The sequence below is a fragment of the Streptomyces sp. SCSIO 30461 genome (assembly GCF_037023745.1).
GTDB lineage: Bacteria > Actinomycetota > Actinomycetes > Streptomycetales > Streptomycetaceae > Streptomyces.
This window is the reverse complement of sequence record NZ_CP146101.1, coordinates 4,751,392-4,774,245: the sequence shown is the minus strand read 5'-3', so window position 1 is coordinate 4,774,245 and position 22,854 is coordinate 4,751,392. Positions and strand designations below refer to the sequence as shown.

Here is a 22,854-nt window from a genome sequence, read left to right as displayed (position 1 = left end):
CCGTGGCAGCGGGCGGAAGAGGAATGGAAGCATGCAGGTCGGGGCGGTCTCGTGAGGATTCTGCACACATCGGACTGGCATCTGGGGCGGTCCTTCCACCGTGTGGGTCTGCTGGACGCGCAGGCGGCCTTCCTCGACCACCTGGTGGCGACGGTCCGGGAGCGGGAGGTCGATGCGGTCCTGGTGGCGGGGGACGTGTACGACCGGGCCGTGCCGCCGCTCGCGGCGGTGGAACTCTTCGACGACGTACTGCACCGGCTGGCGGACGCCGGTGTACCGACGCTCATGATCTCCGGCAACCACGACTCCGCGCGGCGGCTCGGCGTCGGGGCCGGGCTGATGGAACGTGCCGGTATCCATCTGCGCACCTCACCGGCGCAGTGCGCCACTCCGGTCGTGCTCGACGATGCTCACGGTGATGTCGCCTTCTACGGACTGCCCTACCTGGAACCCTCCCTGGTGCGGGACGAACTGCGGGCACCGGAGTCCGGGCATGAGGCGGTGCTCGACGCCGCGATGCGGCTGGTGCGGGCTGACCTCGCCCAGCGCCCGCCGGGCACGCGCAGCGTCGTACTCGCGCACGCCTTCGTGGTCGGCGGACTACCGAGTGACAGTGAGCGGGACATCAGCGTGGGCGGGGTGGCGGCCGTCTCCGCAGGAGTGTTCGACGGCGTCGACTACGCGGCCCTCGGACATCTCCACGGCTGCCAGACCATCAACGAACGCGTGCGCTACTCGGGTTCGCCACTCGCCTACTCCTTCTCCGAGACCGGTCACCGCAAGACCATGTGGCTGGTCGATCTCGGGCCCGACGGCGCTGTCACCGCCGAGCGCGTCGACTGCCCCGTACCCCGCCCGCTGGCCCGGATCAGCGGACGGCTGGAGGAACTCCTGCAGGACCCGGCGCTGGCACGCCATGAGCAGTCCTGGACCGAGGCGACACTCACCGACCCGGTGCGCCCCAGCGACCCCATGGCCAGGCTGGCCGAACGGTTCCCGCACGTCCTCAACCTGGTGTTCGCGCCCGAACGCGTCGAGGAAGGGCCGGGCAGCAGCTACGGCCAGCGGCTGCGTGGCCGCGACGACCGGCAGATCGCCGAGGATTTCGTGGCGCATGTGCGCGGCGGGGCCGGGCCCGACGAAGAGGAGCGAGCGGTGTTGCGCCGCGCCTTCGACGACGTACGGGTCGACTCGGCGGCGCGCGAGGTGGCGGTGTGAGGCTCCACCGACTGGCTCTGACCGCCTTCGGACCCTTCGGCGACCGGCAGGAAGTCGACTTCGACACGCTCAGCACGGCGGGACTCTTCCTGCTGCACGGCCCTACCGGCGCGGGCAAGACCTCCGTACTCGACGCCGTCTGCTACGCGCTCTACGGATCGGTACCCGGCGACCGGCAGAACCCCGGTGCATCGCTGCGCAGTGATCACGCCGTACACGGCACGTCCACCGAGGTGTGCCTGGAACTGACGGTGGCCGGGCGCCGACTGGAGATCACCCGGCGGCCCGCGCAGACCCGGCCCAAGTTGAGGGGCACCGGCTTCACCACCGAGAAGGCCCAGAGCGGCCTGCGGGAGTACGACCGCGAGCGGGGTGAGTGGAAGCCGCTCAGCCGCTCTCATCAGGAGATCGGCGAAGAGATCACCCAACTGCTCGGAATGAGCAGGGAGCAGTTCTGCCAGGTCGTCCTGCTGCCGCAGGGCGACTTCGCGCGCTTCCTGCGGGCCGACGCGGAGGCGCGCGGCAGACTGCTCGGGCGGCTCTTCGACACCCGGCGCTTCGCCGCCGTCGAAGAGCGGCTCGCGGAGCTGCGGCGCGGGGCTGAGCAGCAGGTTCGCGAGGGAGACGAGCGGCTGCTGGGCGTAGCGCACCGGATGGCGCAGGCGGCGGGCGGCGCCGGACGGGACCGGTCGGCCCCCGACGGCCGCCCGGGCGATCCCGGCCTCGCCGTCTCCGTCCTGGACTGGGCGGCGGTGGCTCGCACTGACGCGCGGGAGTCCCTCGATATCGCGGTGTGTGCGCTCGACGCCGCCGAGATCCGCCGGCAGGCGGCGGGCCGGGCACTGGACGAAGCGCGCGAGCTGGCACGGCTCCAGGGCCGGCACGCGGAGACCCGCGGGCGGCTGGCCGAACTGAAGGCGGCGGAGCCCGAACGGGACCGGGTCAAGGCCGTTCTCGACGGGGCACGCAAGGCGGAGCTCGTCAGCCCGGCCTTGCGACTTCGGGATGATGCCGAGCGGGAGCACCGGTCGGCGCGTAGTGAGTGGGAGCTGCTGCGGAGGTCGTTGCCCGGCTCGCTCGCCGACGCGGGCGGCGAACGTCTCTCCGCGCTGGAGCGCGAGTTGCGGCAGGAGCTCGGCGGTCTCGACGCGGCTCGGCGAGCCGAAGCCCGCGGCACCGAACTCCGCCGCGAGCGCGCCGAGTCGGACCGGCAGTCCCGGGCCGACGAGGAACTCCTGCGCGATGCGGACACCTGGCTCGCCGGATGGGAAGCGTTGCGCGGGGACCTCCAGACCCGCCTCGACACCGCGCGGGACGCAGCCACCCGCGCCGAGCACCTCGCGGGCCGGCTCGACCGTGCCCTTCGCAGGGAGGCCGCCGGTCGCGAGCGAGACCGGCTCGCCGACCGCGCCACCGCACTCGACACGGCCCTCCGGGCAGCCCGTGACCAGGCCAACGGCGCGCGTGAGCTGTGGCTGGACCTGAAGGAGCGGCGCCTGCTCGGGATCGCGGCCGAGCTGGCCTCCGGCCTGAGGCAGGGAACGCCGTGCGCGGTCTGCGGCTCGTCCGAGCACCCTGCACCGGCCCGCGCCGAGGAGCAGCCCGTCGACCGCGCGCATGAAGGCGAGGCCTATGAGGCGTATACGACGGCCGACGCGAAGCGCGCCGACACGGAACGCGAACTCGCTGTCGTCCACGAGACCCTGGCGGCCACTCGCCGCACCGTCCGTGAGCTGGCACCGGCTCCCTCTGAGCGGACGCAGTCCGGCTCGGCCGGCACCGATGGCGTGACCGGCGTGGTGACCACCACCGGGTGCTCTGCCGTGCCGGCCGCTGCCGCCGACGGGGCGTCCGGTGCTGAGGGGGCTGCGGCCGGGCTGGTTCCGCGCATGCGGCGGCCCGAGTGCACGGAAGAGGCATCGTCCGACGCGCTGCGCGGCCCGGCCGCTGCCGCGATCGGGCGGATCGACGTCCCGTCCGGGCCTGACGTCTTCCGGCCTGGACCGACCGCGCGCGTCTGCGAGGCCGAGACCGAAACCGAAGTGAATGCCGAAACCGGAGTGGATGCCGAAACCGGAGTCGAAGTCGGGGCCCGGGCCGGGGTCTCGGTTCCGGCGGCGACCGGGGCTGAAGGTCCGAGCGGACCCGAGCCTGGCATGGCCGAGTTGGCCGGTGCCGTGGAGCGGCTTGAACGCGAGCACCGCGAGGCGCAGCTGCTGGCGATGGGGATCCATGACGCGCGCGAGGCCCTGCACAGGGCCGAGCGGGAACACGCGGGCAGGCTCGCCGAGCGCCAGGCGGCGGAGCGGCGCGCCGCGTCACGGACATCACGCCGTGAGGCACTCGACGGCGAACTGGCCGCCATCGACGCGGAGGTGGACCGCGCCACCGCGGGCGCGGGAAGCGTCGCCGAGCAGGTGGCACTGCTTGAACGGCGGATCAGCCTGCTTGCCGCCGCCGCCGATGCGGCTCGGGTCGCCGAGGACACCGCGCAGCGGCTGAAGGCGGCCGACGACCGGCTTTCCGACGCCGCTTACCGCGCCGGCTACCGCACGCCCGCCGATGCCGCTTCGGCGCTGCTGGGCGACGCCGAGCAGCATGAGTTGCAGCGGCGGCTCGACGCGTGGCAGCGGGAAGCCGCCGCGGTCGCCGACCGGCTCGCCGAGGCCGGTACACGGGCCGCGGCCGAGCGCCCGCCCGCGGACCTGGAGGCCGCGCAACGGGTGCACACCGCCGCCGAACGGGCGCTGCACGAAGCGGCGTCGGCGCTCGCGTCGGCCCGGGAGCGCGGTACGGAGGTAGACCGGCTCTCCGGACAGGCGGCCGCCGAAGTGCGCCGCCTCGGACCGTTGCGGGAGGAGTACGACCGTCTCGCCCGCCTGGCCGCTCTCGCCACGGGCACATCCGGTGAGAACGAGCGCAGGATGCGGTTGGAGTCGTACGTACTCGCTGCCCGCCTCGAACAGGTCGCCGCCGCGGCCACCTCCCGACTCCAGCGGATGTCCGCGGGGCGCTACTCCCTGGTCCACTCGGACGCACGAGCCGGTGGCAAGCGCGCCGGTCTCGGACTGCACGTGGTCGACGCCTGGACCGGCAGGGAGCGGGACACCGCGACCCTCTCCGGAGGAGAGACGTTCTTCGCCTCACTGGCCCTCGCGCTCGGGCTCGCCGATGTGGTGACCGACGAGGCCGGTGGTGTGCGCCTGGACACCCTCTTCATCGACGAAGGCTTCGGCAGCCTGGACGATCAGACGCTCGACGAGGTGCTCGACGTGCTCGACTCGCTGCGCGAACGCGACCGCAGCGTGGGGATCGTCAGCCATGTCGCCGATCTGCGCCGCCGTGTGCCGGTTCAGCTGGAAGTCCTCAAAGAACGGCATGGTTCCCGGGTGCGGTTGCGCATGACGCCGCTGAGGGGCTGACGCGCTGCCCCGTCGGCCGGGGCGAGTACACGACGCTGGTGGTCACCGGATCAGATCTGCGGCCCGTCACGTGCCGGTCGGGCGTGCCGGCGCGCGATAGGGGTCGGTGTATCCGCCGTGGCGCGCTTGTGTGCCGCCCCGGTCCGGACCGGTTCGCCCGCCGTCGGTACCGCCGGATCGCGGCGTACGCCGACGACGGTGGGGCGGGCTGCCGTGATCGCTTGTGGCCGCTCTGGCCCTGCCCGTGGTGGCTTCGCAGCCCGCTCACGCCGTCCCGCCCGGCACCTGCGCCTACGTCGTCAACGGCGGTGACCGCACGTTGTCAGTGATCGCCACGGCGACGAAGACGGTCGTGGACACGGTCGCCGTCGGCGATGCCCCGTTCACGGTGGCGGTCGGGGTGGCCACGCCAAGCCGGGTCATGGCAAACCCGGGTATGCCCAACCCTGGCCACGGCCCGCGTCCCGGGCCTCGTGTCGTGTGACCACACGCCGGGTATGACGTACGCCCCGACCCATGGTCGGGGCGTACGTCCGTCGGAGACGTCCGAGCAGCGCGAACCGTCGTCTCGTTCCGGGGCCTGGGAGGGCTCCGGCCCTCGGGCGCCCGGCGGTCTGGGGAGGCCCACGGGCCCAGGGAGCCGTAGGTCCCGCCCTCTGGACGGACGGCACCGGGCGGGGCTGCGTCGGGTACCCGGTCAGAGCCTGGAGAGCTCGTCCACCAGATCGTCCAGACCCAGCGAGCCTTGGGAGAGGGCCGCCATGTGCCAGGCCTTGGCGTCGAACTCCGCGCCCCGTGCGGCCCGCGCCGCTCGGGCGTTCTCGCGGCCCTGGAGCCATGCGCGCTCGCCGAGCTTGTAGCCGATGGCCTGGCCCGGTACGGAGAGGTAGCGGGTCAGTTCGCTCTCCACGTACTCCGCTGGATGGCCGGTGTTGAGACCGAAGAACTCCTGGGCCAGGGCCGGTGTCCAGGGCTCACCGGGGTGGAACGGGGAGTCTGCCGGGATGTCGAGTCCCAGGTGCATGCCGATGTCGATGATCACCCGGCAGGCCCTCATCATCTGTGCGTTCAGATAGCCGAGTCGGCGCTCCGGGTCGCCCAGGAAGCCCAGTTCGTCCATCAGCCGCTCCGCGTACAGCGCCCACCCCTCGCAGTTCGCACTGACCGCGCCGACGGTCGCCTGGTAGCGCGAGAGCTGGTCGGCGACGTGCACCCACTGCGCGAGCTGGAGGTGGTGTCCGGGCACGCCCTCGTGGTACCACGTCGACACCAGGTCGTAGACCGGAAATCGTGTCTCGCCCCTTGTGGGCAGCCAGGTCTGGCCCGGGCGCGAGAAGTCCTCCGACGGACCTGTGTAGTAAGGGGCCGCCGCGCTGCCCACCGGGGCGATGCGGGACTCCACCTTCCGTACCCGCTCGGCCAGCTCGAAGTGCGTGCCGTCGAGTGCCTCGACCGCCTCGTCCATCAGCTTCTGGAGCCACACCCGTACCTTTTCGACACCCTCGATGTGCGTACCGTGCGCTTCGAGGTGGGCGATGGCGACGCCGGGATCGGCGCCCGGCAGGATCTTGTCGGCCTCGGCCCTCATCTCGCCGAGCAGCCGGTGGTACTCGGACCAGCCGTAGGCGTAGGCCTCGTCCGGGTCCAGGTCGATCCCCAGGAAGTAGCGGCTCCAAAGGGTGTACCGCTCGCGGCCCACCGTGTCGGGGGCTCCCGCGATGGCCGGAGCGTAGACATCGCGCATCCAGTCATGCAGGCCGGTGAACGCCGCCGTGGCCATCCGGGCGGCGTCGTCCAGTTCGGCGCGCAGATCGTCCGGGCCCGCCGAGACGAAGTCCTCGAACCAACTGCGCACGCCGTCAGCCGGCGGCTCCGCGCAACCCGCCCACTTCGCCAACTGCTTGATCACCTCGGCGGTGGCGCGCGGTCCGGCCGGGAGCCCGCGTTCGAGACCGAGGGCCAGCGCGGACCGGTAGCCGTCGAGTGCCTCAGGTACCGCCCGCAACCTCTCGGCCACCGCGGCCCAGTCGGCCTTCGACTCGGTCGGCATCATCGTGAAGACGCCGCGCACCGAGTGGATGGGGGAGCGCAGATTGCTGACCGCGCGCAGCCCTTCGCCGGCCTCGTGCACTGCCAGCGCGGCCGTGAGCCGCTCCCTCAGCAGCCGGGCGCAGCGCCGTTCCTGATCCGCGTCGGCCCCGGGCAGTGCCTCTGCCGGGTCGAGCCGGGCCAGTGTCGCCCGTGCGAGCGCGGCAACGGACTCCTGGCCCGCCGGAGAGAAATCGGGGAGACGGCCCGAGCTCTCCGGGACCCCCAGGTAGGTTCCGATGACCGGGTCGAGATCGATGAGGGCGTCGACATAGGCGTCTGCGATCTGGCGGGGCAGTGCGCTGCTCGGTGTCTCTGGCATGCGGTCATCCTGATGCCCCGGGACTGCGCCGTCATCATCGTTCGATCTCGGTCGGCTGACAAACGAGCCTGCCATCGGACCCGTCTCAGGCGTCGGGACCGGGTGGCAGCAGCGGTCCGCAGTCCCAGTGCTGGAAGATCAACCGGGTTTCCACCCGGGCCACTTCGGGACGCGAGGTGAACTCGTCCAGCACCAGGCGCTGGAGATCGGCCGTGTCAGCAACGGCCACGTGCACCAGATAGTCGTCCGGGCCCGTCAGATGGAACAGCGCGCGCGACTCCGGCAGTGCCCGGATCCGGTCGACGAACGGGCCGATCAGTTCGCGCCGGTGCGGGCGTACCTGAACGGAGAGCAGCGCTTCAAGCCCGCGCCCAAGTTTGGCTGGATCGATTCGGAGCTGGTGGCCGAGGATCACTCCGCTGCGTCTCAGCCGAGCCACCCGGTCAAGGCAGGTCGAAGGGGCGACACCCACTTCGGCGGCCACCTCCCGGTAGGTGGTCCGGGCGTCGTTCTGGAGAACGCGCAGTATGTGCAGATCGACCGTGTCCAGTACGACGGATTCACCCATGGCCCGAACGTAACACGGAGTGAGAGCCCTACTCGCCGGTAATTGTTCACAGTTCACGCATGGACCACGTCGCCTCGAACGTCCCCACCCCGGGCATCCGAGCCCTCGCCACCGAAGCCGTGCACGCCGGCCGCGAGGACCTCGTGTCGCTCGGTCTGCACGCCGCACCCATCGATCTGTCCACCACCTACCCCTCGCATGATGTGGCGGAGGAGGCGGCACGGATCGACGCCTTCGCGTCGACCGGCGTCCGGCTCGACGGACCGCCCGTCTACGCCCGGCTCGACAACCCCACCACGGCCCGCTTCGAAACGGCACTCGCCCGGCTCGAAGGGGCGGCGGACGCGGTGGCCTTCGCCAGCGGAATGGCCGCGCTGACCGCCGTACTGCTGGTCAGGGCCTCGATGGGGCTGCGCCACGTGGTCGCCGTGCGGCCGCTGTACGGATGCAGCGACCACCTGCTCGACGGCGGGCTGCTCGGCACCGAGGTCACCTGGACCGACCCGGCGGGCGTCGCCGCGGCGATCAGGCCGGACACCGGACTGGTGATGGTCGAGACACCGGCCAACCCGACGCTCTCCGAGACCGACGTCAGGGCGCTCGCCCATGCCTGCGGTTCGGTGCCGCTGCTGGTCGACAACACCTTCGCCACCCCGGTGCTCCAGCGCCCAGTGAAGCAGGGCGCACGGATCGTGCTGCACAGCGCGACCAAGTACCTCGGCGGCCACGGCGACGTCATGGGAGGCGTCGTCGCCTGCGACGCGGAATTCGCCGCCGCGCTGCGCCAGGTGCGGTTCGCCACCGGAGGTGTGCTGCACCCGTTGGCCGGCTACCTCCTGCTGAGGGGGCTCTCCACCCTTCCGGTCCGGGTCCGGGCGGCATCGGCGAGCGCTGCCGAGCTGGCCAGGCGTCTCGCCGGCGATCCGCGCGTGTCCCGCGTGCACTACCCGGCGGTCGGCGGCGCCATGGTCTCCTTCGAGGTCCACGGAGATCCGCGCGAGGTGATCGCCGGTGTCAGGCTGATCACGCCCGCGGTGAGTCTCGGCAGCGTCGACACACTGATCCAGCACCCGGCCTCCATCAGTCACCGCATCGTGGCCGAGGGAGACCGGCATGCCGCGGGTGTCAGCGACCGGCTGCTCCGGATGTCGGTCGGACTCGAGGACGTGGACGACCTCTGGTCCGACCTCAGCGAGGCGCTGGGAGCCGGCTCCGAGCGGTCCGGCCGTGTGGGAGCGGCGTCTGCTGCCCATTGCCAGGCTGGGGAGCCGCAGTCAGCCGTGCGCTGATCACGAGGGTGCCCTCCTCGATTTGGTAGTCGAGCGGCAGACCGAGACCGCGCATGGCGGCCACCATGCCGGTGTTGGAGGCCTGGGTCACGGCGTACACGCTCTCGCACCCTGCTTCGCCGGCCATGGCGATCAGGCGAGCGAGCAGTTCGGAGCCGATGCCTCGGCGCTGCCAGTCGTCCTCGACGAGGAGGGCCACTTCGGTCTCATCGCCGTCCCAGAGCAGATGGCCGAGGGCGATGAGTCGCCCGGACGCCGTTTCGACGGCCAGGCTGCGGCCGAAGCTCGGGCTGAGCAGATGGTTCAGATAGCGGTCCGTGTCACCGACAGGACCGTGGTAGCGCAGCGCCAGGGTGCGCGCGGAGCAGCGGTCGTGCATCGCGCGGGCCGCGGGGACATCGCCTCGGTCGGCGCGGTGCACGGTGATCTCGCCCGCCTCCGGCAGTGTCAGCACCTCCTGGCCGCGCGGGACGCGCGGCCCGAGCCGTGCGTCGAGTTCCACCAGGGCGCGAGCACGGGCGAACTCGGTGGGAGTGAACGGAAGATAAGGCCGTTCCACGGTGATTGTTCCGCCGTTCGGATCACGCAGCCGCAGTCTGGTCTCTTCCAGAACGCCTTCGACGGGAACGGGTTCGCCGACCGGACGGCCCCCGAGGGTGATCGCGGGCTGTGCGTGGATGGTGCACCTGCCGAGCAGTTGGCGAAGCGCGAGGGGGAGTTCGGCGGCGTCGAGGGCGGTGCGGGTGGCGAGGCCCAGCAGCCGGGTGGGGATGTCCACCAGGTCATGCGCGTCGGCACGCTCGATCCAGGTGCTGGTACCGCCGGCGGACGACACTTCGCGGGTGATCCGCTGGGCGGGCAGTGCGGCGGGGGCGCGCAGCAGGAACTCGTCGGCTGTGCCGTCGGCCAGCGGATGGGTCTGGAGCGTGAGGATGTCCACCCGGTGGCGGGCCAGCGCCGTGCACAGCGCGGCCAGGCTGCCCGGCTGGTCCTGCACCGTGGTCCGCATCCGCCACAGCACGGGCTCGCCTTCGGGTGTTCCGGGACCGCCGGTATCCACGGCCGGGGGTGCATGGCTGCGGCGGCGTGCCCACCAGATGTGGAACACGGCCGTGGCGATGAGTGCGACGGCCGAGATGATCAGAAGCCGTGAGCCGCCGGGGTTGTGGGCGACTGTGTTCGCGACGGCGTCGGCCACGGCGACGGCGGTGAAGAGGGCAGCCAGTTCGACGAGGTCACGCCGCCAGTGGTGATGACGGTGGGGGCGCTTCGCGGAGTCGATATCGGTCATGTCACCACTGTGTCGGAGCGTTGTTGCGTGATCACGAACGATTTGTGACTGCCTGGTTAAGCATGCTTTCCATCGTTTATCAGCCGTTCTGGCCCGCATCTCACATGACGTACGGCGTGGTGAGCTCCAAGGTGACGGCCTCCACCACCACCTACCGTCATGATGATCCCGGGGTAACCCGCTGCTCGTGACCCGTCCGGCGAAACGCCCCGGCATCGGCATGGACGCGTCGGGACAGGCGAGACAGATTGATCGACGATGACCTATCCGCAGGGCACCCCCGACCACAAACGCGACGGCCGTCAGATCCGGCTGGAGACGCACGGACTCGACGTGATCGGGGATGCCGAGCGCAAGGGCACCCCGCGCACGCTGTTCTGGCCCTGGTTCGCGGCGAACATCTCCGTCCTCGGCATGAGCTACGGCGCCTTCGCCCTGGACTTCGGCATTTCCTTCGCCCAGGCCCTTGCCGCTGGCGTGCTCGGTATCACCGTCTCCTTCCTGCTCTGCGGCTTCGTCGCGGTGGCGGGCAAGCGCGGCTCGGCGCCGACGATGGTGCTCAGCCGCGCCGCGTTCGGAGTGCGCGGCAACCGGCTGCCGTCGGTGGTCGCCTGGATGCTCACCCTCGGCTGGGAGACCGTGCTCATCGTGCTCGCCACCCTGGCCACCGCCACCGTCTTCAGCGAGCTCGGCTGGGGTGGCGGAACGCAGACGAAGCTGATCGCCCTGATGGTGGTGGCCTTGCTGACCGTGGTCGGCGGGGTCATGGGTTTTGACCTGATCATGCGGCTGCAGACCTGGATCACCGTGATCACCGGCTCGCTCACCGTCGCCTACATAGGCATGGCCGCCACCCACATCCACTGGAGCGCGGTAAGCGCGGTCCCGTCGGGTTCCGTCCAGGAGTTCACCGGCGCGCTGGTGTTCATGATGACCGGCTTCGGCCTCGGCTGGGTCAACGCCGCTGCCGACTACTCACGCTATCTGCCGCGCAGTTCGTCCAGCCGGGGTGTGGTCGGCTGGACCGCGTTCAGCGCCTCCGTCGCTCCCCTGTTCCTGCTGTTCTTCGGCCTCCTCCTCGCCGGATCATCCGGCCATCTGCGCCAGGCGGTCGCGGCCGACCCGATCGGTGCTCTGACCACGATCCTGCCGACCTGGTTCCTGGTGCCGTTCGCGGTGGTCGCCGTCCTCGGCCTGGTGGGCGGCGCGGTCCTCGACATCTACTCCTCCGGGCTGGCGCTGCTGTCCGCAGGCGTACGCGTGCCGCGCTACCTCGCCGCGCTCGTCGATGGCCTTCTGATGATCGCGGGCTCCGTGTACATCATCTTCGTCACGGGCGGTTTCCTCACCCAGTTCACGGGGTTCCTCACCACGCTCGGCGTGCCCATCGCCGCTTGGTGCGGGATCATGCTCGCCGACATCGCGTCACGCCGGCGCGACTACGACGAGGGCGACCTGTACCACCCCCTCGGACGTTACGGCGACGTACCCATGCGGCCGCTGTTGCTGACCCTGGGGGCCTCCGCCATCGGCTGGGGCCTGGTCACCAACACCGCCGCCGGCTGGCTCACCTGGCAGGGCTATCTACTCGAACCCTTCGGACTCGGCGGCAAGACGGGGGCGTGGGCCCCCGCCAACCTCGGCGTTCTGGCCGCCCTGGCGATCACGTTCCTCGGCACTCTGCTGTCGGGGCGGGGCCGCGTACGCGCACAGGAGGCCCAGCCCCCGAGCCCGGAGCCTCACACAGAGCGGTACGGCTCGTGACCCCGTCCCCCTTCCTCCTGGCCGTCATCGACATGCAACGCGTCTTCGCTGACCTTGCCAGTCCCTGGGCCACGCCTCGCTTCGCAGACGCGACCGCAGGAGTACGCCGGCTGTTGCCCGCATTCGCCGGCCACGTCGTCTTCACCCGGTTCGTGGCACCCGAGCATCCCACCGGAGCCTGGCGCGCCTACTTCGACCGGTGGCCCTTCGCCCTCCAGCCGCCGGACTCCGAAATCTGGCGGCTGACAGATGAGTTCAGTACCTGCGTCGTCGACACGCTGGACACCGCCACGTTCGGCAAGTGGACTCCCGAGCTTGCCGAACGTGTCAGACCGGACGGCACCCTCGTCCTCGCCGGTGTCAGCACCGACTGCTGTGTGCTGTCCACCGCGCTCGCTGCAGCCGACGCGGGAATCGAGGTACTGGTGGCAGCTGACGCGTGCGCGGGAGCGGACGACCGCTCCCACGCCGGAGCCCTTCAGCTGATGGATCTGTACCGGCCGCTGATCCGCGTCACGACCGTCAGCGACCTGCTGGCTCGACGCTCGCCGTGATCGCAGACCCCTTGGCGCTCCAGCGGCACTGTGACGTTTTCCCTGTTTAGGGGCGGTTTGAAGGGCGCCACCTCGGCCGGCGTGCAACGGCAATGCTCCGGGGTGGCCGATCTGCACCCGGCCGACAGCGAACCGCGCAGCAGGGCGCGGCGGTCGTAGGGCATCGGAAGCCTCCAGGAGGACGGGGAGCAGAGCTTGCCGTGTCCATGCCTAGCGGCTGAGGACGGCTTCCACACGAACCCCGCGTGAACAACCGCGGGTCACTCCCGCGCGCCCACCGCTTCCGCGGTCCGTCCTCCTCGCAGGGCGAGCCCGGTGGGCGCCGTTGCCGCGCGGCTTCCGTCGCCCGCCGACTCAGCGACTGCCGTCGAGGATCACCCTCGCCACCAGTGCGGGGTCGTCGTTCATCGGCACATGGCCGCAGCCGGGCAGCCGCACCAGCCGGGCGCCGGGGATGGTGTGCTTGGCTCGGATTCCCTGGCGGCGCAGCAGCAGGCGGTCTCGGCTTCCCCAGGCGACCGTGACCGGGAGCCCGGGGACGTCGTCGGTGAACCGGACACCGCCGCCGGCGCGCAGGGTTCGGTGGAATCCGGTCGCCTCGCGGAGCGCGAGGGTCTCGGCGACCACCGCCTCGGGTGAGCGGCGGCCCGGGCGGGCGTAGATGGAGCCGGTGAGCACCGCGCGGCCGGCGGAGCTGCGCGCAAGGCCGTCCATCACCGGCCGGGGCAGAGCCAGGGCTGCGCGGCGCAGGGCGAGCAGCGTTCCGAACGCGTAGCGGCGTTCGGCCTCCGTCCAGAACCCGGCGGGGGAGAGCGCGGTCACCGAGCGGACGAGCCTTCCGCGGCCGAGTTCGAGGGCGAGCAGCCCTCCGAGCGAGTTGCCCGCGACATGGGGGCGTTCGACGCCCAGCGCCTCACAGAGGGCGCCGAGCACCGGCACCACGGTGTGCAGGTCGTACGCCATACCGTCGGGCAGCCCGGGGGAGGTGCCGAAACCGGGCAGGTCGATGGCGATCACATCGCGTTCCGGCGCGAGCAGCGGGATGACCGGCTCCCAGGCCTGCCAGTGGTGGCCTATGCCGTGCAGCAGCAGGAGCGGCTCACCCGAGCCCGTGCGCTCGTATGCCACCGTCAGGGTGTGCCGCACACCGGCCGAATCGACGTCGAACGAGACCTTCGAGGTCATGCTGCTACTCCTGGAACTTGGCGGCCACGCCCGCTGATACGGTTGCCAGCACAGGATTACCGCTCAGTAGCCTTCAGTTCAAGGGGATGCGCGCCACACGTGCCTGCCGAATCCGCCACCGACGCGACCGCTGTCTTCGAGGCCCACCGCCCGGTGCTGACCGGTGTGGCCTACCGCATGCTGGGTCGGTTCGCCGACGCCGAGGACGTGGTGCAGGACGCCTGGCTCCGCTGGTCTGCCGAGGGACGCGCGGACGTCCGGGAGCCCCGCGGTTACCTCGTCACCATCACCACCCGGCTGGCCATCGACCGGCTGCGGCAGGCCCAGACCCGGCACGAGACCTATGTCGGGCCCTGGCTGCCCGAGCCCATCGCGACCCGGTTCGGCCCGTCGTCGCCGGACGCCGCCGAGCGCGCCGAGCTCCAGGAGTCCGTATCGCTGGCGGTACTGATCGTCCTCGAGTCGCTGTCGCCCCTGGAGCGGGCCGTGTTCGTGCTCAGGGAGGCGTTCGGATTCCCGTACGCGGACATCGCGGCCACCCTTGAACGCAGTGAGACCGCGGTGCGGCAACTGGCCGGGCGAGCGCGCCGCCACGTCGATGAGCGCAAGCCGCGGTACGACGTCGACGTGGCGCAGCGCCGTGAGCTCACCGAGCGGTTCATGGTCGCGGCGGGCGGCGGGGACCTCGACGCCCTGCTCGGGCTGCTCGCCCCCGATGTGCGGCTGGTCAGCGACAGCGGCGGCAAGAGCAAGGCGCCACGGCGGGTCATCGAGACCGCCGACAAGGTGGGCCGCTTCCTGTTCGCGGTCGCCGGGGAATCCGTGCCGGGGGTGGAATACCGCTTCACGGAGATCAACGGCGCTCCCGCCCTGCTGGTGCTCGTCGACGGGCTGCCGGACACCGTCGTGCAGGTAGAGCTCAGGGACGGCCGGATTCAGTGCGTCTATCTGGTGCGCAACCCCGACAAACTCGCGAACGTACTCCGGGTGCTCCAGCTGCCCGAGTGAACCGAGTGGCTCCGAGCGACTCCTCGGGGCTGTGCACGGGCCACGGCCGGGGTCCGGATTGGTCTTGACCAGCTGACGGAGCCGTCCTATGGTCGCAGACATAGTGCAGGAACCTTTAATAAACAAGGCATCGGAAAACCACCAGGACGGGCACGCGCGGAGGACAAGGTGGGGACCACGCGGTTGGAGGCCGTACAGGAGCCGAAACACCGGCATCTCAAGACGGTGATCGGTGAGGCCCTGGACTCCGAGTTCGCGGTGGGCCAGATCCTGCCCAACGAGCGCGAGCTGGCCGCCCGCTTCGGCGTGGCGCGCGCCACCCTCCGGCAAGCCCTTGAACAGCTCACGCTGGAGGGACGGTTGCAGCGGCGCCGGGGCGTGGGCACCACCGTGGCGCCACCCCGCATGGGCGTCGATGTCTCCACCTCCTCCCAGGACTGGCCCGGCGGACCGGGGGACGCCTGGGAATCCGCCGGCTGCCTGCTCACAGCCCCGCCGACGGCGGTTTCCATCGCCCTCGGTACGGATTCCGACGGTGACGAGCAAGTCCACACCGTGCGCCGGACACTGGTCCGGCACGGTCAACCTGTCGCCGCCGAACTGCTCTACGTCCCTCAGGTGTTCGCCCCTGAGGGCACCGACGTGCCCTCGGCAACCGCCGGAGCGGTCGAGGTTCTGCGCGCGCTGCGGCGACTGCCCCTCGACGGACAGGACCGCGCCGTGGAGCTGGGCTCCGCAGGAGCCGACGACGCCAAACAGCTCGACCGGCTACCGGGCGCGCCCGTGCTGGTCGTGACCACGCGCTATGTCAGCGCGGACCGCACCGCGGCAGTTTCCGTGGCCACGTATCGCGCGGACACCTGCCGGCTCACCTTCGGCGACTGAAACGTCCCCGCGGAGCGGGGCATTCAGCGCCGCTCCGGCAACGGCCTCTCCACGGTGAACAGCCGTTCCTCGACATGGCCAAGCGCGAGCCGCAACGCCCCTGTCGCCACCGCGGTCTCACCCAGCGCCGAGAGGGCCACTCTGGGCGGGCGCAGGCAGTAGCGCGACAGCTCGGCGCGCAGCGGATCGAGGACACCCTCCAGCCCGGCGGCCCAGCCGCCGACCACGACCAACTCGGGGTCCAGCGCCAGCACCAGTGCCGCCACATCGTGTACCAGCCGCTGGAGGAACCGGTCGACCGCCGCAGAAGCCCGTGCATCGCCGCCTCGGGCATCGGCGAAGACCTTCGCGACGGCCTGCTCGTCGAGCGGGGGCAGCGGCTCGTCCGTCGTCGACAGCAGCGCCTCCGGGGTGGCCTCACGGCCGAGCAGATGCAGTGCGCCGATCTCCCCGGCCGCGCCGCCGTGGCCCCGATGCAGCCGTCCTCCGATCAGCGAACCGGCGCCCGGACTCAGCCCGGCGAGTACGAAGACCAGATCGTCGGATCCAGTGGCGGCGCCCTCCCAGTGCTCGGCGACGGCCGCCGCGTTGGCGTCGTTCTCCACCAGAACGGGGCAGCGGAACGACCGCCGCAACCGCTCGCCCAGTGGCAGCCCCGTCCAGCCGGGCAGCGCGGTGCACAACCGCACACTGCCGTCGGCCGCCACGATCCCCGGAGTGCCGACGCCCACTGCGCGTAGCGAGCTCCGGGGAACCCCGGAGCGGCGCAGCACCTGAGCGACGAGCGTACGTACCTGCTCCAGGCGCTCATCGGCGGACGCGGTGTGCGCCACCTCCCGTGAGCCGGTGCCCGTGACCCGGCCGTCAAGACCGGACAGCAGCACGGCCACCCGGTGCGGGCCGATCTCCACGCCGAGCAGATGTCCCGCCTCGGCGCGGAACCGGAAGTGCCGGGCGGGCCGGCCCTGCCGCCTGGTCTCGCCCCGCTCGGGTTCCTCAGGTGCGGCCTCGGCGACCAGGCCCTCACTGATCAGCCCCTCGACCACACCCTCGACCGTCGGCCGGGACAGGCCGGTGGCGCGGGTCAGATCGGTGAGCGTCGCCGCCCCGGCGCCCCGCAGCGCGTCCAATACCACCGCGGAGTTGATGCGCCGCAGCAGCGACGGGTCTCCGCCGGTCAGCCGCCCCACGGTGGGTCCTTCCTGGTCGTGCGGGTGTCTGGCGGATCGTACTCGCTGCCGGGGCGCCTGACGTCACGCCAGATGTCAGTGGGGGCGTATTTACTGGCATACATGACCCTCGCGCGGCATCTGGCGACCATCGACCTGCTGTGCTCCCGTCCCTTCCCCGCCGAGTCCGGCCGGTCGGACGTGGGCCACAGCGGCCCCGGCTTCCACACCGCCGAACTGAGCACCAGCGAGGAGTTCTGGGAGGACCGCTCCCGGATGGAGCCCGTCGGGGAACAGTTCGAGGCGGAGCGCGAGGCCCTGGCGTTGCTGCTGGGGGAACGCTGGGGCGAGCCGCAGGTGTTCAGCCTGCGTTCGCTCCTCATCCGCTCCATGGAGGACGGTGAGGAGATACCCGAGCCCTGGCAGGCGCTCGGCAACTCGGTGCCGGACCTGCATCTGTGGCGTGTGGACGGCCGGTGGGTGGCGCTCGGCATAGCCAAATGGGACACCGAGCTCCCGTACCAGCTGCTGGCCGTCGTCACCGAGACGGATCCCCCTTGACCGGCCCGGTCAGGAAGCCGCCACCGCACGGCGGATCGCGTCCAGTGCCCGGTCCACATCGTCGTCGGTGGTGGACCAGTTGCTCACCGAGATCCGCATCACCCGCCGACCGTGCCAGGTGGAGCCGCTGATCCAGACCGTGCCGTCCGCGAGCAGCCCGTCCAGCACCCGATCCGTGCGCGCGTCGTCACCGAAGTCCGCGACCACCTGGGTGAACACCACGTCGTTCAGCACGCGCACCCCCTCGATCGCGGCGATGCCGCGGGCGAACGCCGACGCATGGCGACACAGCCGCTCGACGAGGGCGGCGACACCTGACCGGCCCAGCGAGCGCAGCGCGGCCCACACGGTGAAAGCCCGGCCGCGCCGGGAGAGTTCGGGCACCTTGTCGAAGGGATCACCGTGCTCGTGGTGCATCAGGTACTCGCCGCGCCGGCCCATCGCCGCCCGCAGGGCCGGGGCGTCCCGTACGACCGCGAGACCGCAGTCGTAGGGCACGTTCAGAGTCTTGTGTGCGTCGGTGGCCCAGGAGTCGGCGCGTCCACACCCGGCGGTGAGCCGGGCGTACGCGGGGGACGCCGCGGCCCACAGGCCGAAGGCGCCGTCGACGTGCACCCACGCGCCCGAGGCGTGTGCGGCCTCGATCGCCTCCTCGAACGGGTCGAAGGCGCCGGTGTGGATCTCCCCGGCCTGGAGTGACACGATCGTCGGCTCGTCCGGGCTGCCCGTGGTAAGGGCGTCCAGCAGCGCGGAGGGAACGATGCGCCCCTGGCGGTCCGTCGCCACCAGCCACGGCTCCCCCAACCCGAGATAGCGGAGCGCCAGATCCATCGTCATATGCCGGCTCTCACCGGCGAGCACCCGGACCCTCGGACCGCCGCTGAGACCGTCGCGTGCGGTGTTCCAGCCCACCTGCCGCAGCACGGTGTCGCGGGCGGCGGCGAGACAGGTGAAGTTGGCCATGGTGGCCCCTGTGGTGAAGCCGACGGCGCTGTCCGGTGGCAGGCCCAGGAGGTCCAGCAGCCATGCCTCGGCGATGTCCTCCACCGCCGTGTGCGCCGGTGAGACCAGACGCAGCGCGGAGTTCTGGTCCCATGCGCTCACCAGCCAGTCGGCGGCCAGTGCCGCGGGTTCGCTGCCCCCTATCACAAAGCCGTAGAAGCGTCCGCTGGGGAAGGCCGTGAGACCCGGCTCGCAGGCGGTGGCCAGCAGGTCGATGACCTCCTCGGCCGGGCACGGCCCATCCGGGAGCTCGGTGCCGAGCGCACGCGTCACCTCGGCGACCGTGGCACGGGCCGGGACCGGCCGCTCGGCGAGGCTTGCGAGCCAGCGAACGGCATGGTCGTGCGCCCGGCGCAGCGCCGCCTCTCGCGGGTCCGCCGCCCCTGCGGGGTCCATGCTTCGGACTATGGACCGCGCGCGGGGACCCCGCAACACCGCGGTCCCGCAGGTCCACCTCCCGGCTCAGGCGGAGGGCTCGGCCATACCCGCGGCCAGCCGCAGCCGACGGTACTCGTCAGCCATGGACCGTGCGGTCCAGTGCGCGTTCAGACCGCTGGGATTGGGCAGCGCCCGGATCCGAGTCCCACCGATCGTCCGCTCCTGCGGGCCGATCCGCGCACTGCGCTCCCCGAAGGCCGTGCGGTACGCGGTGACCCCGGCGACCGCGAGCCAGTGGATCTTCCGGAAGCTGCTGGTCGGGGTCCTGCGGGGCGGTGGTGTAGTTCGACTCGTCGCGCTCGACCCGCCGCTCGACGCTCTTGCGCTCGGCCCGGGTGACGTGCGCGGCCGGTGGGGTACGCGTTCTCGTCCAGCACGTCCTGGACGGTCGATCCGGTGGTGGTGGGGTGGCTGAGACGGTCTGCTGCAGTACCTCGCGGCTGGTCAACGGCTGTCCGCACAGGCTCTGGGTGATCCGGGAGAACGGTCGGCGGTCCAACACCGGGCCCGGTGCCAGCCAACCCTGCAGTGGTCTCCTGAGGCGACGTCAGCCACGAGCTCAGGGCGCGCGGCGGCGCGGGTACACCAGATGATCGACGCCACGCGTTAGATTCCCCGGCATGACAATGGACGGAGCCACCTGCGTCGTCAGCTCCCTCGCAGCCGAAGGCGTCGATCACCTCTTCATGGTCCCGGGAGGGCTGAACGATCCCTTCATGCCGCCGATGACCGAGACTGAGGGCGTGCGTACCGTCGTGGCTGCCCATGAAGCCGGTGCAGCCTACATGGCCGATGGCTACGCCCGTGCTTCTGGTCGCCTCGGAGTCGCCTTCGGTATCGGCGGACCCGGTGTCACAAACATGGTGACCGCGCTTGCCGCGGCACGAGCCGACCGCTCCGCGCTTCTCGCCATCAGCGGCGAGGTCGCGACCGGTACGGAGGGGCGCGGTGCCTTCCAGGACGCCAGCGGCGCCGCACTGGATGACGTTTCCGTCCTCAGGCCGGTCACGGCCCGTAGCCTCAGCGTGAACTCGCCTGCCAACCTCCAGCCCTACCTGAGGGTTGCGGCACTCACCGCGCTGCGCGAGCGGGCGCCCGTACATCTGTCAATCCCGCTGGACGTTCAGCGTAGTGAACAGCCTGTGGACTGGACGCCACTGCCCGAGGCGGCATATCGACCGTTGGCGATCGACCGGGAAGCGACCGACGCCGCTCTGTCCGTCTTCTCCATGGATGCCAATGGGCGGCCTGCTGCGAATGTCATCATTCTCGCGGGACCGGGGGTACGCCACGCGAGAGCGGAAGCGGCTCTGATCGCCGCGGCGGAGCGCTTCGACATCCCCATTGCGACCACCCTCAGCGGGAAGGGGCTGGTGCCCGAAGACCACCCCCTCTCACTGGGTGTCTTCGGCTACGGCGGCTCGCGCTGGGCCAGCGAAGCGATTCTCGATCCCGCCGTCGAAGTACTCGTCGTCATTGGTTCGGGGCTGTCCCAGAGGGATACGTTGAACTGGAATCCGAAGATGCTGCCGGCGAGAGAACTCGTCCATGTCGAAGCTGATCCGGCACTCATCGGACGGACCTGGCCCTCGAGCCGGCCGGTCACCGCCAGCCCGCGGGCCTTCCTCGAACTGCTCGCCAGCGTCGACGGGTCGATCGCCGCCGGATTCGAGGACGGCCGTTCGGCCCGGCAAGCGTTCCTGGGCGATGTGCGCGGCCGTGGGCCGCACGCCTACGAAGCGGAAGACACCACCCGAGACGCCGAACCCATGCACCCGGCCCGTTTCGTCACGGAGGCTCGCGCTGCCTGCCCGCGCGAGACCGTGCTATCAGTGGACTCCGGCGCTCATCGTGCCTGGTGCTCGCAGTACTGGCCCAGCTACGGCAACGGGGACTATGTGTCGCTGGCGAACCTGGCCCCGATGGGCGGCGCAATCCCGCTGGGTATCGGCGCCAAGCTCGCCAGGCCCGAGCGTCCGATAGTGGTTGCCACGGGCGACGGCTGCATGCTGATGCATGGTATGGAGCTCCATACGGCCGCCCGCTACAGCATCCCTCTCGTGATTCTCGTCTTCGACAACCACGCATATGGAAACATCTGGTATCGGGCAAAGGGGATGGGCGCCGGACCTGAGGCGCTTACTGATATCCCCGGCCTCTCATGGCCGGAGTTCGCGCGCGCCATGGGCGCCGACGGCGTGGCGGTCTCCCACCCCGGCGAGGTGGGAGAGGCAGTGGCCCACGGGCTCGCACAGAACAAACCGTTCCTTGTATCGGCCCGGATCGACAAGCACTATCCCACGCCCATCGCCCCGTGGCGTCAGGCCGTGGCGGAATGGGAGGACAGTCACTGATGGCCCGGCTTCCAGACCCTGCCTCGCAAGCGAACCGCGAAGACCGCGCTGAAATAGAGCGAATGGCAGCTGTGCGCAGCCACGCAGACGGCCGACGGCAGCTCGCCGAGATCTATGTCGCCATGTTCAACAACCCGAAGGTCGCAAGGGCTGTCGGTGAGCTCGGTGAGCGGTTGCGGTTCCAGGGGATTCTTCCGGACGACCTCCGCGAGACGGTGATCCTGCGCTTCTCCGCTCGCCGAGGCGCGGACTACGAGTGGGCGCACCATGTACGCCCGGCAACCCAGGCAGGTCTTACTGCGGCACAGATCGAAGCGCTGGCCGGTGACGCCGTGCCCGCAAACACAACCCCTGCCCAGCGCGCTGTCGTGCAGGCGGTCGACCACGTCGTCGCCGACGACGAGATCCCTGCCGAGGTCCAAGACGCACTGGTCAAGGTCGTCGGGAATGCAGGGGTTGTGGAAATCGTGGCCCTCTGTGGACTTTATGCTCTCATGGGCTATATGGCTACCGCATTCGGTATTTCGATTGAACCCGGATTGCCGACCCCTCCTTGGCGGAAAGAGGATCACGAGACACCTTGAGGGAGAGCGCGTGATCCGCCGATCGTTGATCTGAGGTGCGGCCGTGTTCCCCGCGAGAGCGGGCTGTCCCATCCGCTTCGTTGCAGGCGATCGTCAGACCGGGGTTGATGCCGCAGAACAGCATGCCGAGCTGGGATACGGCTGGTCAGGGCGGTGTCGATCCACTGACCTGCAACGCAGCATGCGTGTTCGGGTAGTTTGCTGCGTCTTCGTGTAGTTCGGCGCAGGTATTTGCATGATCGTCTTCCCATCGGTTTCCCGGTTTCCCGCGTGATCGAACTTGGGGCGGAGAGTGCGAGCGAGGTGCCACAGGGGGTGGAGGCCAGCAATGGCCTCCGCCTCTCCGGTCTCACTACCGTGCCAAGACCGTGTCCTACGCGGTGAGGCGGATGAGTCGTTCGTAGCAGCAGAGGGCGGCGAGAGCCCGGACGTGGTGCACTTGCACGTTGCCCTTGGTTCCGCAGATCTCGCAAGTATCCGCCAGGAGCCTCGCGATGAGTTCCTTCTGCGGATAGTTCCACCCGGACCGGCTCACGGTCGGCCAGGTCCGCCGCCCGCTGCCGTTGCAGGGGAATGAAGACCGACGGTCGGAAGCCGCGCAGCGCGTAGAGGAGCGGCCGGGGTGTCCGCCCGGCCGGAGAATCGAACGCGCGTATCATTGTGCCGTGGCCGACAGCTTCCCACCCGACTTGATCGACGCGCAGCGTCGCCTGCACGAGACCCGCACCGCGTACGAGGCGCTGTGCCGCACCCTCCCGTGGTCCGTCGAGCCCCTGCCCGGCTGGCCCGGCACCGAACACCCCCACACCGGCGAGGTCACCGGAGGCCGTGACGACAGCCCCGGCTACACCGACGAGCAGCGCACCGAGGAAGCACGGCTCCGCGGTCTGCTCGTCGAGCTATCCGAAGAGGTGGTGACCCATCCGCACTGGGCCACCTACGAGCGGGAAGCTGTCGTCAAAGCGCGCATGGCGCTGAAGGAGCCCCCGAGCGCCGTGGCCGAGGCGTAGACCCCAGCCCGTGCCGATGGCAGGGCCCGAACCGTTGATGCGGACGGTGAGCTGAAGCATCAGGCCCTGTGGCGCGCCGATCATGGGGTGTTCTGGTCGCAGGAATGCGGTCACGACCAGGGCCGGCGCCTCGTTGAGTGGC

Annotated in this window: 18 protein-coding genes and 1 pseudogene; 12 read left to right on the top strand and 7 right to left on the bottom strand. The window is 70.7% G+C overall.

Features of this window, described 5'->3' with window-relative positions; translation table 11 throughout:
* Positions 1-51: 51 nt before the first annotated feature.
* The 3 genes from V1460_RS21245 to V1460_RS21235 all read left to right on the top strand — a co-directional run bounded on the left by V1460_RS21245 (position 52) and on the right by V1460_RS21235 (position 5,124).
* The gene (locus V1460_RS21245; RefSeq protein WP_338675228.1) at positions 52-1,218 is read left to right on the top strand and encodes an exonuclease SbcCD subunit D; all 1,167 of its coding nucleotides are present in this window, start codon (positions 52-54) and stop codon (positions 1,216-1,218) included.
* The gene (locus tag V1460_RS21240) at positions 1,215-4,640 is read left to right on the top strand and encodes an SMC family ATPase (RefSeq protein WP_338675227.1); all 3,426 of its coding nucleotides are present in this window, start codon (positions 1,215-1,217) and stop codon (positions 4,638-4,640) included. The genes V1460_RS21245 and V1460_RS21240 overlap by 4 nt, the downstream gene beginning before the upstream one ends.
* Positions 4,641-4,863: 223 nt before the next feature.
* The gene (locus tag V1460_RS21235; RefSeq protein WP_338675226.1) at positions 4,864-5,124 is read left to right on the top strand and encodes a hypothetical protein; all 261 of its coding nucleotides are present in this window, start codon (positions 4,864-4,866) and stop codon (positions 5,122-5,124) included.
* A 213-nt stretch (positions 5,125-5,337) separates the two neighbouring features.
* Here V1460_RS21235 and V1460_RS21230 read toward each other — a convergent pair whose 3' ends face one another.
* The gene (locus V1460_RS21230) at positions 5,338-7,050 is read right to left on the bottom strand and encodes a DUF885 domain-containing protein (protein WP_338675225.1); all 1,713 of its coding nucleotides are present in this window, start codon (positions 7,048-7,050) and stop codon (positions 5,338-5,340) included.
* A gap of 85 nt (positions 7,051-7,135) precedes the next feature.
* Positions 7,136-7,618, bottom strand: a complete 483-nt coding sequence (locus tag V1460_RS21225) for an Lrp/AsnC family transcriptional regulator (protein ID WP_338675224.1) — start codon at positions 7,616-7,618, stop codon at positions 7,136-7,138.
* A gap of 59 nt (positions 7,619-7,677) precedes the next feature.
* Between V1460_RS21225 and V1460_RS21220 the strand changes: the two genes are divergently transcribed.
* A complete protein-coding gene (locus V1460_RS21220) occupies positions 7,678-8,907 on the top strand; it encodes a PLP-dependent transferase (protein ID WP_338675223.1) in 1,230 nt (409 codons plus the stop codon).
* Here V1460_RS21220 and V1460_RS21215 read toward each other — a convergent pair.
* Entirely contained in the window at positions 8,807-10,198 is a 1,392-nt protein-coding gene (locus tag V1460_RS21215) for a GNAT family N-acetyltransferase (protein ID WP_338675222.1), read from the bottom strand. The two genes, V1460_RS21220 and V1460_RS21215, sit on opposite strands and share 101 nt — an antisense overlap.
* 258 nt (positions 10,199-10,456) lie before the next feature.
* Between V1460_RS21215 and V1460_RS21210 the strand changes: the two genes are divergently transcribed.
* Together V1460_RS21210 and V1460_RS21205 are read left to right on the top strand one after the other, a co-directional pair.
* A complete protein-coding gene (locus V1460_RS21210) occupies positions 10,457-11,962 on the top strand; it encodes a cytosine permease (protein WP_338675221.1) in 1,506 nt (501 codons plus the stop codon).
* The gene (locus tag V1460_RS21205; protein ID WP_338675220.1) at positions 11,959-12,516 is read left to right on the top strand and encodes an isochorismatase family protein; all 558 of its coding nucleotides are present in this window, start codon (positions 11,959-11,961) and stop codon (positions 12,514-12,516) included. The genes V1460_RS21210 and V1460_RS21205 overlap by 4 nt, the downstream gene beginning before the upstream one ends.
* A gap of 354 nt (positions 12,517-12,870) precedes the next feature.
* On the opposite strand, the gene V1460_RS21200 is transcribed toward V1460_RS21205, so the two are convergent.
* Positions 12,871-13,701 (bottom strand): alpha/beta hydrolase, encoded by an 831-nt coding sequence (locus V1460_RS21200; protein ID WP_338675219.1) that lies wholly within the window; start codon positions 13,699-13,701, stop codon positions 12,871-12,873.
* A gap of 99 nt (positions 13,702-13,800) precedes the next feature.
* On the opposite strand from V1460_RS21200, the gene V1460_RS21195 reads away from it, so the two are divergent.
* Together V1460_RS21195 and V1460_RS21190 are read left to right on the top strand one after the other, a co-directional pair.
* Entirely contained in the window at positions 13,801-14,709 is a 909-nt protein-coding gene (locus tag V1460_RS21195; RefSeq protein ID WP_338675218.1) for an RNA polymerase sigma-70 factor, read from the top strand.
* A gap of 168 nt (positions 14,710-14,877) precedes the next feature.
* Positions 14,878-15,594, top strand: a complete 717-nt coding sequence (locus V1460_RS21190) for a GntR family transcriptional regulator (RefSeq protein ID WP_338675217.1) — start codon at positions 14,878-14,880, stop codon at positions 15,592-15,594.
* A gap of 23 nt (positions 15,595-15,617) precedes the next feature.
* Here V1460_RS21190 and V1460_RS21185 read toward each other — a convergent pair whose 3' ends face one another.
* A complete protein-coding gene (locus tag V1460_RS21185) occupies positions 15,618-16,784 on the bottom strand; it encodes an ROK family transcriptional regulator (RefSeq protein ID WP_338675216.1) in 1,167 nt (388 codons plus the stop codon).
* 102 nt (positions 16,785-16,886) lie between these two features.
* Here V1460_RS21185 and V1460_RS21180 point away from each other — a divergent pair, with 102 nt between their 5' ends.
* Positions 16,887-17,324 (top strand): hypothetical protein, encoded by a 438-nt coding sequence (locus V1460_RS21180; protein ID WP_338675215.1) that lies wholly within the window; start codon positions 16,887-16,889, stop codon positions 17,322-17,324.
* Positions 17,325-17,333: 9 nt separating this feature from the next.
* On the opposite strand, the gene V1460_RS21175 is transcribed toward V1460_RS21180, so the two are convergent.
* Both V1460_RS21175 and V1460_RS21170 read right to left on the bottom strand, forming a co-directional pair.
* On the bottom strand, positions 17,334-18,722 hold the full coding sequence (locus V1460_RS21175; protein WP_338675214.1) for a pyridoxal-dependent decarboxylase: 1,389 nt from the start codon (positions 18,720-18,722) through the stop codon (positions 17,334-17,336).
* A 66-nt stretch (positions 18,723-18,788) separates the two neighbouring features.
* Positions 18,789-18,998 (bottom strand): annotated as a pseudogene (locus tag V1460_RS21170) (mismatch-specific DNA-glycosylase); the annotation flags it as partial.
* Between the two features lie 386 nt (positions 18,999-19,384).
* Between V1460_RS21170 and V1460_RS21165 the strand changes: the two are divergent.
* The 3 genes from V1460_RS21165 to V1460_RS21155 all read left to right on the top strand — a co-directional run bounded on the left by V1460_RS21165 (position 19,385) and on the right by V1460_RS21155 (position 22,712).
* Complete coding sequence (locus V1460_RS21165; protein ID WP_338675213.1) at positions 19,385-21,118, top strand: thiamine pyrophosphate-binding protein; 1,734 nt, start codon at positions 19,385-19,387, stop codon at positions 21,116-21,118.
* Positions 21,119-21,180: 62 nt separating this feature from the next.
* Positions 21,181-21,702 (top strand): carboxymuconolactone decarboxylase family protein, encoded by a 522-nt coding sequence (locus tag V1460_RS21160; protein WP_338675212.1) that lies wholly within the window; start codon positions 21,181-21,183, stop codon positions 21,700-21,702.
* A gap of 665 nt (positions 21,703-22,367) precedes the next feature.
* Positions 22,368-22,712 carry a hypothetical protein gene (locus V1460_RS21155; protein ID WP_338675211.1) on the top strand — a complete coding sequence of 115 codons (345 nt, stop codon included), beginning with the start codon at positions 22,368-22,370 and terminating at the stop codon, positions 22,710-22,712.
* Positions 22,713-22,854 lie beyond the last annotated feature (142 nt).